This is a genomic window from Arthrobacter sp. BC5 (assembly GCF_056680255.1).
Genome location: NZ_CM155273.1, coordinates 2,701,429 through 2,716,289, shown reverse-complemented (window position 1 = coordinate 2,716,289; position 14,861 = coordinate 2,701,429). Strand labels below are relative to the sequence as shown.

Here is a 14,861-nt window from a genome sequence, read left to right as displayed (position 1 = left end):
TTCTCCCGACGACGATGCCCCAACCGTGGAGACCGCCGAAATCGTCGAAGGCTACGACTGCCTTGCTCCCAATGCGGCCGGCTGGTGGCTACCCGAACCCGACACGACGAGCCCACCCGGTCCACAGCATCCGGAGGCGCCGCACCCTGGTCGGATACCGGCAGGCTTCACCCCGACCACCGCAGTTCGCTGTGATCAGACGGGACACGTGGAGGACTCTGAAGGACAGTGGAGCGGCGTCACTGCTGTCACTCTCTCCGGTGATCTGACACAGCTGGTGGCAGCCCTGGCCGCGCCGGACGACCGGACGGGGCTTGGCCCGTGCACCGCTGATATGGAACTCGTGGCCCCGCTGTGGCTCGTCGACGCGGACGGCCGGGCGATCAACGCGCACTACCCTCGCGATCGGTGTGCGAAGACAAAGCCCGCTGTCCACCACGCCCTCGCCGGCCTGTCCGTGCAGGAGACCACGACGTTGAAGCAGGCACTGGTTGTACCGCGCGCCGCACTGGACAGCGGATGCCCGGCAACATGGACTACCCCCTTCGATGAAGGTGGGATGCTGTCCGTTCCACCTTCCGACTCTTCCTCCGGCACCGATGGGCCATCTCCAGTTCCCCCCGCACCGGTAAGTGACCCGGGGCTGTCCGAGACAGACGGGATGCGGTGGTGCCGCTACACGGTCGCCCCCGCTCCGGCAGACCCAGCGGAGTCCGAGGAGCCGCAGTCGGGCGATCCGGACGGGGCGGCGGCCATGCCGGCGACGAACGACCTGCGCTCAGGCCGATTCGTTGCTGGTGGCACACTCGACGCCGTGACCGCCCACCTGGTGGCCGCCGCCGCTGCGTCCGAGCCGGTCCCGCGCTCCTGTGATGACGAGGCAACGACGTTCCTGGCGCTCTGGCCGAGCCGGGACGGGTCTGAACTCGGAACGGTCATCGCCGTCGAGCTCGACGGCTGCGAGCTGCTGTACGGCGACGGACGCGGTGCGCGCACACTCCCGGCGGATGTGCGCGACTTGCTCACCGTACGAACCAGCACCTGACCGACTATCCGACCACGACGGCTCCGGACCAACGAGCACTGGCATCGTGTATGGATCCTCGAGTGTCCCGCTCGAGGATGGGCGGATTCTGGCGGTCACCCTTCCGCTCATGGACGCATCGCCGTCGAGCAATCCGCCGGACGACGCACCGCCCTCTCGTCCGGCGGAACGACCCGCCAAGCTGATGACCTTTACCTCTACCTCGACGGATCGGCGGGATGACGGGGGCGTCGGTTGAGAACCTTCTTCTCCGGCCGAGGTACACCGAATCCGTCCTCCTCTGGCCAAAGACCGCGATGTCTCCCAGACTGAGCTATGGACAGAACGTCGTTTCAGGAGATCGATACCGGTCGTGGATCGATGACCGCCTATGTGGCGGTGCCGACGACGGAACCACCGTGGCCAGGCGTCGTCGTGATTCACGACTTCACGGGGATGAGCCACGACCTTCAGGGCCACGCCCGCTGGCTGGCTGGGGAAGGGTTCCTGGCGATCGCACCCGACCTCTACTACTGGGGCAGCAGGCTGCGCTGCCTGCGCACGATCATGAGCGACCTCGGCCCGCGCCGGGGTCGCTCCTTCGACGACATCGAGGCAGCACGGCAATGGCTCCGGGCTCACGAAGGGTGCACAGGGGTCGTCGGCGTGGTCGGGTTCTGCATGGGAGGCGGGTACGCCATCGCCTTGGCCGAGGGCCACGGCTTCGATGCTTCGGCCGTCAACTACGGCGGCTGCCCCTCGGATGCCAGGAACTGGTTGGCGCAGGCGTGCCCCGTCGTGGGGAGCTTCGGCGGCGCTGACAGGTCGCCACTGGGCGCGCGCGCCGGTCAGCACCTGGACGGGCTGCTCACCGAGCTCGAGGTGCCCCACGACGTGAAGATCTACCCGGAGGTGGGGCACGGGTTCATGAATGACCACGCACCCGAGGATCAGACCCTGTTCCTGCGCTTCCTCGCCCGCATCTCCGGCACCAGGTATGACGAGGCCGCCACCGCAGATGCCCGCCGGCGCATCGTTCGGTTTTTCAATACACACCTGCGCCCAGATGCACCCTCGTCGACGTGACCATGGGCAGCGGCGGATCCAGCCCGTACGATACGGGGCATCGCTCGTAGTATCGGATCGTCCAGGGTCTTGGTCCAGGCCTCCTGATAGGTGGAGAGTTGCCGACCGACCGACCGATCCAACTTCATGGCCAGTTCAGGGCACAGACGCCGTCCACGAGGCCCAACCAGCAGCACACCAGCGCCCATATCCATCCGCTCACCCTACGGGTGACGACTTTGGCAAGGGAGGAGGAAACCACCACAACATCCTGTCCGCTCGGTTCAATGAGTCGGTCCAATGAGCGATCCGCCTGCGGTGTTGCGCGATCTGTCGGCGGACGCCGGTCTCCTTGGAAGGGGTGCCGTGACTACGGCCAGGCCGGTGGCTGCTGCGATCGTGCAACGAGTGGGCGTCGCTGTGCGGTCATCCCAAGAGCCTTTCGACTATCGGTTGTGTCACCGCGAACTGGACGGACTTGAGGCGTCCGGTGACGGGCCAGGAGCATCAGGGCGGCTGTGGACCGGCTGCAGTCGAAGGCCTGCTCGAGTGCGGGAAATCACTCCAGCAGCTGGACGCGCCATCGGTTGATGGCCCGTCCAGGATCCACGGCCTCTGCAGCCAGGCCGGAGGTCAGGATCCGCAGATCCACGCTCACCTCATCCCTGACTCAGGTCGGCGAGCGCAGCGCGAAGGCGGGTGCCGGCGTCGTCGGCGATTTCTTTCACCGCGGGGGCGTTGCTGAGTTGGACCATGGTCTGCGGGTCGATGGCCTCGATGATGGTGGCCTGGGGGTCCTTGCTGGTGCGGACGACGACGTTACAGGGCAGCAATGCGCCGATTTCCGGTTCCACGGCGAGGGCGCGGCTGGCAAGGGCCGGGTTGCACGCTCCCAGGATGACGTAGTCGCCGACGGCGTCCGCTGCGTCAGCGCCAAGCTTGGCTTCGAAGGTGGAGCGGACATCGATCTCGGTCAGGATGCCGAACCCCTGGGCGGAGAGGGCGCCGCGCGTGCGCTCCAGCGCCTCGTCCCAGGGCAGGGCGATAGTGGTGGAAAGGGTGTACGTCATGGCGCTCCTTCTTCTGGAAGTGAAGAGTTCTGGCGGTGAATAGCAGGCTCTGGCTCAGGCGAGGGACAGGAAGAGCTTTTCCAGATCCTTCTTGTCCATGCTGGTGTCCTTCTGGACGATGCACTGCTCGAGTCCTGTTGCGATGATGGCGAATCCGGCGCGGTCCAGGGCTTTGGAGACGGCAGAGAGCTGCGTGACGACGTCCTTGCAGTCCCGCCCTTCCTCGAGCATGCGGGTGACGGCCGCGAGTTGGCCCTGGGCGCGTTTGAGGCGGTTGATCACGGGCGTGAGTTCTGCTGGGTTCAGTTCCATAAGGGAGTCTCCATCGATGAGGTGTCCCTCGATTATATACCCCAGGGGGTGTTTTGATTACCCCCGGGGGTATATGCAATAGTGGGGCATACCCCACCGCACCCCCTTCGAGAGGCTATCCATGACATCCCCTTCCACCCCGTCCACCGTTACCTCGCTTGCCCCGGAGACCCTGCAGGCCTGGCTCAACGAGCACCGGGACCTGGTGGTCATTGACGTGAGGTCTGCTGCTGAGTTCGAGTCCACGCATATTCGCGGCTCCTACAACGTGCCGCTGCCACTGCTCTCCGAACACACCGATGAGCTCGCTGCCCGGTTGGGCTCGCGCGTGGTTCTGGTCTGCCAGTCCGGTGTTCGGGCCGAGCAGGCCCGCCAGCGCATGGCAGCCGCGGGTCTTGACTCCACCTACGTGCTCACCGCCGGCGTTCCCGGCTTCGCGGCCGCCGGTGGCACTGTGGTCAAGGGCAAGGACCGCTGGGATATGGAGCGTCAGGTCCGCTTGGCCGCCGGTTCCCTGGTGATGGTAGGGCTGGTCGGAGGCAGGTTTGTCTCCCCCAAGGTCCGCATGCTGGCTGGAGCCATCGGCGCCGGGTTGACGTTCTCAGCGGCGACCAACACGTGTGCCATGGGCAGGGCCCTGTCCGCGATGCCGTGGAACAAAGCCGCTAACGAGCCCACCCGCGAGAGCGCCATCCTGCGGCTTCCCCTGCCGCAGGCCGGCGAGGACGCGGCGGCATGGTCCCGGCCCTGGGACTGGGGCTCGTCGTCGGTATCGTTCTGGGTGTCGTTGGCGGCGGCGGATCGATCATCGCCGTTCCGGCCCTGGTGTATGGCGTCGGGGTGAGCCCCGCCCAGGCCATTCCCACCTCACTGCTCGTCGTGGGCGTGTCCTCGCTGGCCGCCCTGCTCCCCCGGATCCGCGGGGGCCTGAACTGGCCCGTGATCATCATGGTCGGAGTCGCCGGCATCCCGGCAGCCTGGGCCGGCGCGGCGATCGGCCAACTGCTCGACCCCAACCTCCTGATGCTCGCCTTCGCCGTCATCATGGTGCTGGCGGGCATCCGGATGCTCAGCACACCCCGCGAGAGCGAGGGGTCCTGCAGCACCGGCGCGAGCCGATCCCTTCGGTCCTGCGCACCGAAGGCCGTGGGCGTAGGACTTCTCGTCGGATTCCTCACCGGGCTGCTCGGTGTGGGCGGCGGCTTCCTCATCACCCCCGCGCTGACCATGTTCCTGGGCCTGCGCATCAAACAGGCCGTCGGAACGTCCCTGGCGATCATCGTCATCAACTCCGCCGCCGGCTTCAGCGCCCACGCCACCGGCTACACCATCGACTGGGCCACCACCGTGACGTTCGCGATTCCCGCCATCGCCGGATCATTCATCGCCGCAGGGCTCGCCCGCCGCCTGCACGACAAGCACATCCGCATCTCATTCGCGGTCCTCATCTTCGCCGTCGCAGCGTGGGTCACAGTCAGCACTCTCACCGGCTGACGCCGCCCGCCCCCTGACACCCGCCCGACACGATCGAGTAGGAGAACACAATGGAACTGATCGATTCCCTCAGGAAGGCCTTCAGCAAGCCCTTTAAAATTGTCTCGGTAGCCGAAACCACGGAACTCCTGGGTTCCGGGGCCACGCTCATCGACGTCAGATCTGCCCAGGAATGGCGGACGGGCCACGCACCGCAGGCCAGGCATGTCCCCCTGGACCGACTGCAGGGCAGTACCGCCGGAATCCGGAGAGACCAGCCCGTCATCGCCATGTGCGCTTCGGGAGTGCGCTCCGCCTCGGCAGCCCGGCTTCTCGCCGCCCAAGGATACGACGCGTACTCGGTGCGCGGCGGCATGGCCGCGTGGCGCCAGGCCGGCGAACCCGTCCGCTAGCCGGCAGCACCTTCCACAGGCACCAGAAGCTCCACCCCGGATGTCGCCTCCAAGCAGGGAACCTCATGGCCGATACCACCGTCACCTAAGACGAACAGCGCCGGTTCACGTCCCGGATCCTCGACATCCGTGAGGACCTCGAAGTCGTCGAAGGCATGATTCCCGCCGACACCATGGCTGGTGGCATGACCGCCAGGACCCGCCCGAGCCGTTGCACACCATCACAGCCGGCAGTTTGGCCGGACTCCGGCCCGGCGTCGCACGCAGCAGCCAGATCGCCCGGATGCACCGGACAAGCCGCCAGGGGCCCGGCGACCGACCCCGAAAACCGGGTGCGTGCCCCGGGCCCGGCCCGTCCCGGGCCCGGGCATGCACCCCCTCTCCACATCCTCCCCCACCTTGCGGCATACCCCCGGGGGTATTACTCTGGAAAGCAGAAATATACCCCCCTGGGTATTCCGCCTCCCCGAACCGAAAGGACCACCACATGCTGATCGAACGCATCTACGACGAAGACCTCGCCCAGGCCAGTTACGTCATTGGCTGCCAGGCCAACGGCACCGCGGTCGTCGTCGACGGCCGACGCGACATCGCCGTCTACCAGGACCTTGCCGCGAAGAACAATATGAGGATCGTGGCCGTCACCGAGACCCACATCCACGCCGACTACCTCTCCGGTACCCGCGAACTCGCGGCCGCGACCGGAGCCGAGATCTACGTTTCAGGGGAAGGCGGACCGGACTGGCAGTACGCCTTCGACGCGACCCGCCTTTTCGACGGCGACACGATCACGGTCGGCAACATCAGCATCGAGGCTGTCCACACCCCTGGACACACGCCCGAGCACCTGTCCTTCCTCGTCACCGACGGCGCGTTCAGCGACAAGCCCGGTTACCTGCTCTCGGGTGACTTCGTGTTCTCCGGCGACCTCGGCCGCCCGGATCTGCTGGACGAAGCCGCCGGTGGCGTCGACACCCGCTTCGAGGGTGCGAAGCAGCTGTTCAAGAGCCTGCAGGAGAAGTTCCTGACCCTGCCCGACTACGTGCAGGTCCACCCCGCACACGGCGCAGGCAGTGCCTGCGGCAAGGCCCTCGGCGCCATCCCGTCCTCCACCGTCGGCTACGAGAGGCTGTACTCCTGGTGGGGCCCGTATCTGGCCGCGAATGACGAGCAGGGCTTCATCGACGAACTCCTCGACGGCCAGCCCGACGCGCACGCCTACTTCAGTCGGATGAAGCGCGAGAATCGTGAGGGACCGGCCGTCATGGGAGAACGTGCGCCTCTGGCCGAACTCGACCAGGATCAGCTCGCCAGGGATCTCGCCGCGGACACGCTGACGTTCATCGACACCCGCTCCGCGGACGAGGTCCACGCCGGGACGGTCGAGCGCTCCTTGAACATCCCGGCCAGCGCCGCGATCGCGACCTACGGGGCGTGGGTCGTGAACTCCGAGACGGACAAGAACCCGCTCGTCCTGCTCGCCACCCGCCAGGACCACGCACAGGAGATCTGGGACCACCTCGTCCGCGTCGGCATCGACAACGTCGCCGGGTACGTCACCAGCCTCGACGGGCTGCCCACCACCACGCCCGCCCTCGTGCAGCCCGAAGACCTCGCAGAGGTCGACGCCGCGATGATCCTCGACGTCCGCAACCGCACCGAACACAACGCCGGCCACGTCCCCGGAGCTCACCAGCTCAACGGTGGCCGGGTCATGTGGCACCTCGACGAACTCCCCACCGAAGGGACGATCGTCACCTACTGCCAGAGCGGGCTGCGGAACTCCGTCGCCGCCAGCGCCCTCCGCCGCGCAGGGTACGACATCGTCGAACTCGACGGCAGCTACAGCGCCTGGAACGCATACCAGCAGTCCCGCCAGGACGTACCCGCCGGAAAGTAGTCCCCTAGACCGCCCGGGGCCGGCCTCCACCGGCTCCGGGCACTGAGCCCGGGCCCGCCCCCACACGCGTCCGGGCTCTTTCATTCCGGCAGCAAAGCGGTCACGCTACCCGGTGACGTGATCGACGACGCGTTCTGCAACGAACTCACCAGTACCGCGGTCTCGTAACTCGGCGGGATCGACATCCTGGCGGACATCGCGGAGCTACCCAGTGCGGCGGATCCGATCTGACGTCATTCCGGAGGGCATCGGCGTTCAGCTGCGACGTCGTACTCCGGGATCGGGCGGGCATCGGCTGCTTCCACCGTTTCTGCCTCACCGTTGGCTTCGATGTCCTGGATGAGCCAGTCCATCTCGAAGATCTCGCGGCGCTGCGCTTCGCTGATTTCGGCGGCAAGCCGGCATACGCGCACATCCGAGAGTTCTGCCCGCTCGGAGCGCGTGATCGCCAGGGAGTGATGGGGAATCATCGCGGACAGGTAGGCCGTGTCCTGCACGGTCGTCTGACTCCTGTCGAGGAACACCCCGGTACCAAGGAGCAGCAGACTCGCGACGACGACGACGACATTCGCCTTCGTGTTCCGATACATGTTGAGCATCCATGCGAGCATGACCAGACCCATGGTCCCGCCCATCGTCAGGGCCATGAACATCCGGCTCTCGCTCCACCGCACGTGAGCCCATTCGTACGTGCCGGCGAACATCGCGGCGTACATGACGACCATCGCCGTCAGGATCATCGCCCCGAACCGGAGGTACATGGCCTTGGAGCCGTGCGACTGACGGCCGGTGTGGTGCTGATCCCCTGAATGTTCCTGTCCGGTGTGCGACATCTTCCACTCCTTCGTTCCTGGCCTGGTCTTGGTCCTGGAGGGCTACTCACCGTGCACCATCTCGCCGCCAGACGCAGAGGGCCCTGGTTCCGCGCAGGTTCAGCCCATAACCCTGCCGGTGACGCATGCGTCGAGTCGACGGAAAAGACGTCGCAAATTCTTGTTGACGTTTCGCCTGCTCGTCGATCCGACACAACCGGACAGCGCCTCTAGGGCGCGTAAGGCCCGCCTCGTAGCGCGTTCTTCCCGACTACACGAGGCGGACCATCACTGAAGATCAGTTGTCAGCCGGCACCTGGTGTCGAGGAACTTCTCGTGCAACAGCCACCCGACCCATGTGCCGTCATCGAGCGGGTGGCTTTCGGGTAGGTACCGTTCGGCGATCGCACTACGGTAGCCAGGGAAGCACGTCCAGAGCACCTGGTACCGCCGTGAAAACCCTCCATCCATACCGCTGAAAGGTCCACCCATGACTACCCCTTCACCTAGGACACCCGGCACCTCGTATTCAGCATCGTCCCGAAGGCATGGGTCCCTGGGCAGGTCAGAACCGACTGATGAGGCCCTGGCTGCATGGGCGGGACCGCTGGGTAGGGCGGCCCTGCGTTCGGGGCAGGTGTTACTGGTCCTGGTTCTGTTCACGACGGCGGTCTACGCCCTGGTCCAAGTGCGTCTGGTCGTGATCCCCCTGCTGATCGCGTTGATCCTCGCCTGCGCGATCGGCCCGTTCGTGTCCTGGCTCAGGCGGAAGGGCCTGAACAGTTCCCTGGCGACTGCGGCAGCGTTCCTGACGCTCCTGGTGCTCATCGGCGGACTGGTCACCGGTGTCGTATTCGCAGTGCTGGGTCAGGCCGGGACCCTCGCCAACAGCGCGGCCGAGGGCGTGGATCAGCTGCTGGAATTCATCCAGGAGGGGCCCCTGCCCGTCGACGACGGGCAACTGCAGGACGCCCGCAACGCGGTCGTGGACTTCGCGACCAGTTCCACCGCCGGGAGCACGGCCCTGACCGGCCTCAGTATGGCCACGAGCTTCCTCACCGGCGCCCTGCTGATGATCGTCATCCTGTTCTTCTTCCTCAAGGACGGCGAGAAGATCTGGGCGTTCATCCTTCGCGCGTTCAGGGGTACCCGGTTGGTGAAGGCTCGACGCGTCGGTGACCAGGGCATCGCCGTGCTCGGCGGATACGTGCGCGGCACGGCGATCGTCGCCGCCGTCGACGCCGTGTTCATCGGCCTGGCCCTGCTGATCCTCGGCGTACCCCTGGCCCTTCCGCTGGCAGCCGTGGTGTTCATCGGCGCGTTCATCCCGATCGTCGGGGCCACCCTCGCAGGCGCCCTGGCGACTCTCGTCGCCCTCGTCACGAACGGGCCCACCACCGCCCTGATCGTCATCGGCGTCGTGATCCTCGTGAATCAGCTCGAAGGCAACCTCCTGCAACCGGTCGTCATGGGACACACGCTCAGCGTCCACCCGCTGGTCATCCTCGTCGCTCTCACCGCAGGAACCGTCCTCGCGGGCATTATCGGCGCCATCCTCTCCGTACCCCTCACCGCGGTGGCCTGGGCGGGCATCAAGGCGTGGAACAGCGAACGGGACGAGGACATCAGCGATGACGAGATCATCGACGCCGAAACGCAAACCCTCCTGGACGAACAGGGACACGGGCCTACCAGCCTCGCCGAGAAGGACCGCGGGGCGCTCGGGCACGAACGCGACGACGTCGATCGTTCCAGCCAGCACCTCGAGGACCGCCCGGCCGTCGCCTCCCGCCAGGAGGCACTTCCCGACAGGAAGGACGACACCGACACCGGCACCGACCGCTAGAACGCCGATGGTTCTGCAGTGGAGGACGCCGCGCCCACGCCCTGCCCTTCACCGAGGAGGAGTTGTGGCAGGCACGGCACAGTGCGATTGCCTCTTTCTTCGGCCTTTCCGTCGGTCACGCCCTGCGAGCACTGTCGATGCTCGCGAATGGTTTCACTGCCGTACTCCTGACACTGGTCGTCCTGTTCCTCTTCCTCAGGGCGCCGTCCTCGCCGTCCCCGCCCGCGCGGTGGTGTGGGCGGCCGTCAAGGAGTGGAACGGAAGACCCGGCCGCGGGTCCCGCCCCGCCGAGGCTGGGGTATCACCCTGACCAGCCCGCACGTCTGCCAGTCCGGCGGGTTGAATCGGATGATTGCGGCCGTGGAGGGGCCCGATCGAGGCGCTGGGTTCGGCCGATGTGATTCAGGGCCGGTGCGCGGTCGCAGGCGATGGCTCCGGTCTTGTCAGCAGCGCCAGGAGGGCGCAGGCAAGGCTGAGCCCGAAGAGGACGAACTTCGCAGTGGTCAGGGCGGATGCGAGCCCCACGACGGCGGGGTCCGGGGCCGCACCGGTGACGAGCGATTCGAGGGTCAGATTCTCGACGATATCGACGACGGCGAAGAGCACGGGGGCTATCACCAGCAGGTAGAGCCGTTTCCGGCCGGCGCAGATCCGGGCGATCAGCAGGACGAGCGTCGCTGCGAACACGAGGGGAAAGAGCATGTCCCACAGGTAGTGGGATGCACCGTACCGTTCGAGCAGCTCATCGGTGAGCCGGGACCGGACGAGTTCGATGTATCCGACGTCGTACCCGTCGGCCTGGGTCTCGGGGGTGCTCACACCTCCGAGGGCGCGTTCGAGGGAGGCCAGTTGCAGCCCGTTCACGACAGCGAGGACGATGCTCGTCACAGCCCCGACGAGCATGGCCACCAACCATTTCCAGCCGCTTCCTGACGACGGCGCTGCCTTCGTACGATGCCCGGCTGCCGACCTGCCGGAGCGCTCAGGTGTGGGACCGGGAACCTGCTCCGCGCCGCCCATCAGGACTGCCCTGCTTCCCCGAGGGCCTCGGCCCGGACGAGCTCGATGTAGGGCTGTTCCTCCCACCGTTCGAAGGCCGCGTCGTCGAGGTCCGTGCCGAGCTCCTCCTCGACCGTCTCCCGGTAGAACTCCTCCCGCACCACGCCGACGACGCCGACAGGGGTCCCGGGAACGAGCCCTGGGATCTCCTCCCCGTGGACCACCAATAGCGGCTCGATCACGACCTCGTCGATATCGACGGGATCATCTTCCACGTCCTGGGCGGGAGCGACGTCGGTGATCGTGAACACGGTCGAGGACACCGCCTCGCCCACGACCGCTGCGATCGTGACCTCCTCACCCACGTAGAACTCGACGTCGTCGTAGAACTCGCGGTCGTACACCCCCGTGTAGTCCCCGAACGAGCCCACTGCACCCGAGTCCTCCTCGAGGGCCTCGTCCGTGGTCTCCACGATCGCCGGCAACTCGTCCTCGCCCTCGGCGCCGGAACAGGCGCTCGCGCCCAACAGCGCGACCGGCAGGACCACTCCTGCCGCCGCTCTACGTACCCTGTTCGTCCTCCGCACACGGTTCTTCGTCCACCCGGTCGTCCGCCCGGTCATTGGCTTGGTCATCGGTTCTCCTCGTTCCTGGTGGCAGGTCCCGGCCGCGACGACGTCGTCATCCTGCGTCGTCCTGAGCGAGGGCCCTTCGGCTCGATGTCCCTTCAACCCTGTTCCCGGCCGATCGGAGAGGTCAACCGAAAGTCGGCGCAGGGTCACGGGCCGATCACGATCCCGGGCAAACATCACGACGGCACGGGGAAGACATCACAGGGCGGTTCCGATCCGATAACGGCGGATTGCAGATGGTTGATCAGCCTCCTTACGGTCGAAGGGACGTGAAGGAACCGCACACAATCACGGCGGGGAAGCAGATGCGTCACTGCCGCTTCCGCCTGAAGGAGTCATCATGTCCATCTCACAGAACATTCCCTGGACCCGCCGGGTCGCCGTCGCCGCGGTGCTCCCGTTTGCCGCCCTCGGTTTCGTCGGGTGCGCCGAGGAGACCGTCGTGCAGGAAGCCGAAGAGGCAGGCCCGACCGCGGAGGCAGCGATCCTCGGCGAGACCGTCACCGTGCAGGCCGAGGTGCAGGAGATCGTCGGCCCGAACGTCTTCAGCGTCGGCGAGAACGAGACCCTGATCGTCGGCACCGGCCTCAGCGACGGGCTCGAAGAAGGCGACAACGTCCAGGTCACCGGAACCGTCAGGAACTTCCTCCTCGCAGACATCGAGGAAGAAGGCATCAGCTTCGACGACAACGAGTCGGACTTCGTCGTCGAGTACGAAGAGGACCTCGTCGTCATGGCCGAGGACGTCGAGCCGCTGGAAAGGTCATCATGACGTCCCCCACCCATCGCAGGCAGTACCACGCACGCTCCATGCAGCGGCGGATCGGGTATACAGCGGCCATGTCAGCGGTCCTGTGTGCCCTGATCTCGTGCTCATCGCCCTCCGTGGACGAGGATGTCACTGCTGTCGGCGAGAACGGATCGGTCGGAGACGTGGACCTCCTGAGCATCCTGCTCGTCGCCTCCGAGGAAGGAGGACCAGGTCGCCTCCTCGGAACCCTCGAGAACGGATCCGACCAACCGGTCGAGGTGACAATCAGTGATGCCGATGACCAGGTGATCATCACCGTCGCCGCGCAGGACGAATACCGGTTCGAGGACAACGAGACCACACTCACCTCGGTCGGTGACGCGCCCGGCGCGATGACGACGATCACGGCGGCAGCAGGCGAGCTGACCACGGACCTTCTCGTCCCCGTACACGACGGCACACTCGAACGCTTCCGCCCGTACCTCCCCGACTAACGCTCGACGCACCAACGACCCGACTCAGGCTTCAGGCAGAACCCGAATCGTTCTCCTGGACCTCCTAACAACTGGTCAGCGTCACGATGCGGAGAAATGACCACGAGAACCACCCAGGCACAGGACGATCTGCAGACCGCCCGCCAGGATCTGGTCCTGCTCCACCCGGAATTCGAGGTGTTCCTCGGGGTGCTGGCGGCTACAGCTGCTGACTGGCTCGACCTGAAGGACGGCACAGTTCTTCTCGGGGCTAGCGTCGATGTTCAGGGAACAGTGCCGATAGTCGACGGCGCCGGTATCTCCCCTGTCGATCCTGCCGCGCTCTACATCCGGGCACCCGTCAACGGGCAACTAGGTCAGGCTGATGGCTGTCCATGACACGGGTGGGAGCGTCAGGGTGAGTGTCCCTTCGTCGACCGAGACGCCGTCGAGTGGTTTGAGGCCGACCCGGTTCTGGTCCTCGAAGGTGTTCTTCGCGTAGACGTCGTCATCGTGCAGGGTGAGCGCCTCGGTGATGGTGGTGGCATCAAGATCGGTGATGTCGATCGAGACTTCGATCGATTCGGTTTGGCTGCGGTTCACGAGGAACACCGCCGACGAGCCGGCCTCTGTATCCGTTGTTGCCACGGCGTCGACGAGGGGCGCCGGGCCGTAGACGGAGGTCTGATAGGTGTCTACCTCGATGGTGGGGCGAAGGATCTCGCCGCGGGCCAGGCGTGCGGTGACCGAGAACGGGAAGAAGGTGCTTTGACGCCATGCAGCACCACCTGGTTCGGTCATGATCGGCGCGATGACGTTGACCAGTTGCGCCAGGGACGCAGACGCGACTCTGTCGTGGTTCTTGAGCAGGGTGATCATGAGGTTGCCGAGCACTACGGCGTCGGCGACGGAATAGACGTCCTCGAGTTGGCGGGGCGCGTACGTCCACTCGTCGTTGACCTCGCCGGAGGCTTGGTGCTCGTCGAGGTACCAGATGTTCCACTCGTCGAAGGACAGGTTGATGGTCTTGTCGCTGCGCACTTTGTGTTTGACGTGATCGGCGGCGGCGACGACGGCCTGGATGAAGTACTCCATGTTCAATGACGAGGCGAGGTAAGAAGCGAGGTCGCCGCCGCGCTCCTGGTAGTAGGCGTGGCAGGAGATGTAGTCCACGTGTTCATAGGCGTGTTCGAGCACGATGCGCTCCCAGTCGCCGAAGGTGGGCATCGAGGAGCCGGAGGACCCACAGGCTACGAGTTCCAGGGTTTTATCCGCCGCTTTCATGGCCTGCGCGGTGCGGGCAGCGATTTGACCGTAAGCGTCGGCGCTCATGTATCCGGTCTGCCAGGGTCCGTCCATCTCGTTCCCGAGGCACCACATGCGGATGTCGTAGGGCTCAACCGCGCCGTTGGCGATGCGTTGGTCGCTCAGTGCCGTTCCTGACGGGTGGTTGGCGTATTCCAGGAGGTCGAGGGCACTGTCGATCCCGCGGGTCCCGAGGTTCACGGCCATCATCAGCTCGGATCCGGTGAGTTTGCACCAGCGGGCGAACTCGTCGATGCCCACCTGGTTCGACTCCAGAGCATGCCACGCGAGGTCACGGCGTACCGGGCGTTGATCGCGTGGGCCCACACCGTCTTCCCACCGGTAGCCGGAGACGAAGTTGCCGCCCGGGTAGCGGATCGTCGTCGAGCCGAGCTCTTTGACCAACTCGACCACGTCGAGCCGGAACCCGTCCTCGTTAGCCGTGGGATGATCCGGCTCATGAATCCCGCCGTACACACACCGGCCGAGGTGCTCTACGAACGAACCGAAGATCCTACGGTTCAGGGGCGCAACGACCGCCGAACGCTCAATGACAATACGTGCATTGGTCACAACATCATCCTGTCCATGAATACGTATGAAGACTTTTTCCTCGGAGCCCAGGAGCGCGGCAAAGGCACGGCTCCTGATCAATCCGTTCCTCCATCGACTCCACGCACAACACCTCGCATCGACAAGGGTGTTGCAACGACCGCCTGAACTCACCACCGGTTTCACGGACCACGAGGACGGCCCGGTTCAGGACCATGTGACGGCTTGTCGGGT

The 14,861-nt window shown here is 65.8% G+C and carries 16 protein-coding genes and 1 pseudogene; 11 read left to right on the top strand and 6 right to left on the bottom strand.

Annotation, left to right across the window (positions count from 1 at the left end; all coding sequences use genetic code 11):
* Positions 1-208: 208 nt before the first annotated feature.
* Together AC1MFI_RS12690 and AC1MFI_RS12685 are read left to right on the top strand one after the other, a co-directional pair.
* Positions 209-1,045, top strand: coding sequence for a hypothetical protein (locus tag AC1MFI_RS12690; RefSeq protein ID WP_479817310.1), 837 nt, complete (start codon positions 209-211; stop codon positions 1,043-1,045).
* Positions 1,046-1,360: 315 nt separating this feature from the next.
* Complete coding sequence (locus AC1MFI_RS12685) at positions 1,361-2,110, top strand: dienelactone hydrolase family protein (protein ID WP_479817308.1); 750 nt, start codon at positions 1,361-1,363, stop codon at positions 2,108-2,110.
* 638 nt (positions 2,111-2,748) lie between these two features.
* On the opposite strand, the gene AC1MFI_RS12680 is transcribed toward AC1MFI_RS12685, so the two are convergent.
* Together AC1MFI_RS12680 and AC1MFI_RS12675 are read right to left on the bottom strand one after the other, a co-directional pair.
* Entirely contained in the window at positions 2,749-3,159 is a 411-nt protein-coding gene (locus AC1MFI_RS12680; RefSeq protein ID WP_479817306.1) for a DUF302 domain-containing protein, read from the bottom strand.
* A gap of 54 nt (positions 3,160-3,213) precedes the next feature.
* Positions 3,214-3,471 carry a metal-sensitive transcriptional regulator gene (locus AC1MFI_RS12675; RefSeq protein ID WP_479817304.1) on the bottom strand — a complete coding sequence of 86 codons (258 nt, stop codon included), beginning with the start codon at positions 3,469-3,471 and terminating at the stop codon, positions 3,214-3,216.
* Positions 3,472-3,592: 121 nt separating this feature from the next.
* Here AC1MFI_RS12675 and AC1MFI_RS12670 point away from each other — a divergent pair.
* The 4 genes and pseudogenes from AC1MFI_RS12670 to AC1MFI_RS12655 form a co-directional block, all read left to right on the top strand.
* Positions 3,593-4,204 (top strand): annotated as a pseudogene (locus AC1MFI_RS12670) (rhodanese-like domain-containing protein); the annotation flags it as partial.
* A 2-nt stretch (positions 4,205-4,206) separates the two neighbouring features.
* Complete coding sequence (locus tag AC1MFI_RS12665) at positions 4,207-4,965, top strand: sulfite exporter TauE/SafE family protein (RefSeq protein ID WP_479817302.1); 759 nt, start codon at positions 4,207-4,209, stop codon at positions 4,963-4,965.
* A 50-nt stretch (positions 4,966-5,015) separates the two neighbouring features.
* Positions 5,016-5,357 (top strand): rhodanese-like domain-containing protein, encoded by a 342-nt coding sequence (locus AC1MFI_RS12660; protein WP_479817300.1) that lies wholly within the window; start codon positions 5,016-5,018, stop codon positions 5,355-5,357.
* 487 nt (positions 5,358-5,844) lie between these two features.
* Positions 5,845-7,257, top strand: coding sequence for an MBL fold metallo-hydrolase (locus AC1MFI_RS12655; protein ID WP_479817298.1), 1,413 nt, complete (start codon positions 5,845-5,847; stop codon positions 7,255-7,257).
* A 233-nt stretch (positions 7,258-7,490) separates the two neighbouring features.
* Here the strand turns inward: AC1MFI_RS12655 and AC1MFI_RS12650 are convergent, their stop codons facing one another.
* On the bottom strand, positions 7,491-8,090 hold the full coding sequence (locus AC1MFI_RS12650; RefSeq protein WP_479817296.1) for a DUF305 domain-containing protein: 600 nt from the start codon (positions 8,088-8,090) through the stop codon (positions 7,491-7,493).
* Between the two features lie 616 nt (positions 8,091-8,706).
* Here AC1MFI_RS12650 and AC1MFI_RS12645 point away from each other — a divergent pair.
* Positions 8,707-9,915, top strand: a complete 1,209-nt coding sequence (locus AC1MFI_RS12645; RefSeq protein ID WP_479817294.1) for an AI-2E family transporter — start codon at positions 8,707-8,709, stop codon at positions 9,913-9,915.
* Positions 9,916-10,317: 402 nt separating this feature from the next.
* Here AC1MFI_RS12645 and AC1MFI_RS12640 read toward each other — a convergent pair whose 3' ends face one another.
* Together AC1MFI_RS12640 and AC1MFI_RS12635 are read right to left on the bottom strand one after the other, a co-directional pair.
* Positions 10,318-10,818 carry a hypothetical protein gene (locus tag AC1MFI_RS12640; protein ID WP_479817292.1) on the bottom strand — a complete coding sequence of 167 codons (501 nt, stop codon included), beginning with the start codon at positions 10,816-10,818 and terminating at the stop codon, positions 10,318-10,320.
* 116 nt (positions 10,819-10,934) lie between these two features.
* Positions 10,935-11,549 (bottom strand): hypothetical protein, encoded by a 615-nt coding sequence (locus AC1MFI_RS12635; RefSeq protein WP_479817290.1) that lies wholly within the window; start codon positions 11,547-11,549, stop codon positions 10,935-10,937.
* A 337-nt stretch (positions 11,550-11,886) separates the two neighbouring features.
* Between AC1MFI_RS12635 and AC1MFI_RS12630 the strand changes: the two genes are divergently transcribed.
* The 3 genes from AC1MFI_RS12630 (at position 11,887) to AC1MFI_RS12620 (ending at position 13,169) form a co-directional block, all read left to right on the top strand.
* Entirely contained in the window at positions 11,887-12,318 is a 432-nt protein-coding gene (locus AC1MFI_RS12630; protein WP_479817288.1) for a hypothetical protein, read from the top strand.
* Positions 12,315-12,791: a hypothetical protein gene (locus tag AC1MFI_RS12625; RefSeq protein WP_479817286.1), complete on the top strand. Its 477-nt coding sequence runs from the start codon at positions 12,315-12,317 to the stop codon at positions 12,789-12,791. Before AC1MFI_RS12630 ends, AC1MFI_RS12625 begins: the two co-directional genes overlap by 4 nt.
* Before the next feature lie 96 nt (positions 12,792-12,887).
* A complete protein-coding gene (locus AC1MFI_RS12620) occupies positions 12,888-13,169 on the top strand; it encodes a hypothetical protein (protein ID WP_479817284.1) in 282 nt (93 codons plus the stop codon).
* Here the strand turns inward: AC1MFI_RS12620 and arfA are convergent.
* Complete coding sequence (gene arfA / locus AC1MFI_RS12615; protein ID WP_479817282.1) at positions 13,143-14,648, bottom strand: arabinosylfuranosidase ArfA; 1,506 nt, start codon at positions 14,646-14,648, stop codon at positions 13,143-13,145. The genes AC1MFI_RS12620 and arfA overlap by 27 nt on opposite strands.
* Here arfA and AC1MFI_RS12610 point away from each other — a divergent pair.
* Positions 14,535-14,795 carry a hypothetical protein gene (locus tag AC1MFI_RS12610; protein ID WP_479820972.1) on the top strand — a complete coding sequence of 87 codons (261 nt, stop codon included), beginning with the start codon at positions 14,535-14,537 and terminating at the stop codon, positions 14,793-14,795. The genes arfA and AC1MFI_RS12610 overlap by 114 nt on opposite strands.
* Positions 14,796-14,861 lie beyond the last annotated feature (66 nt).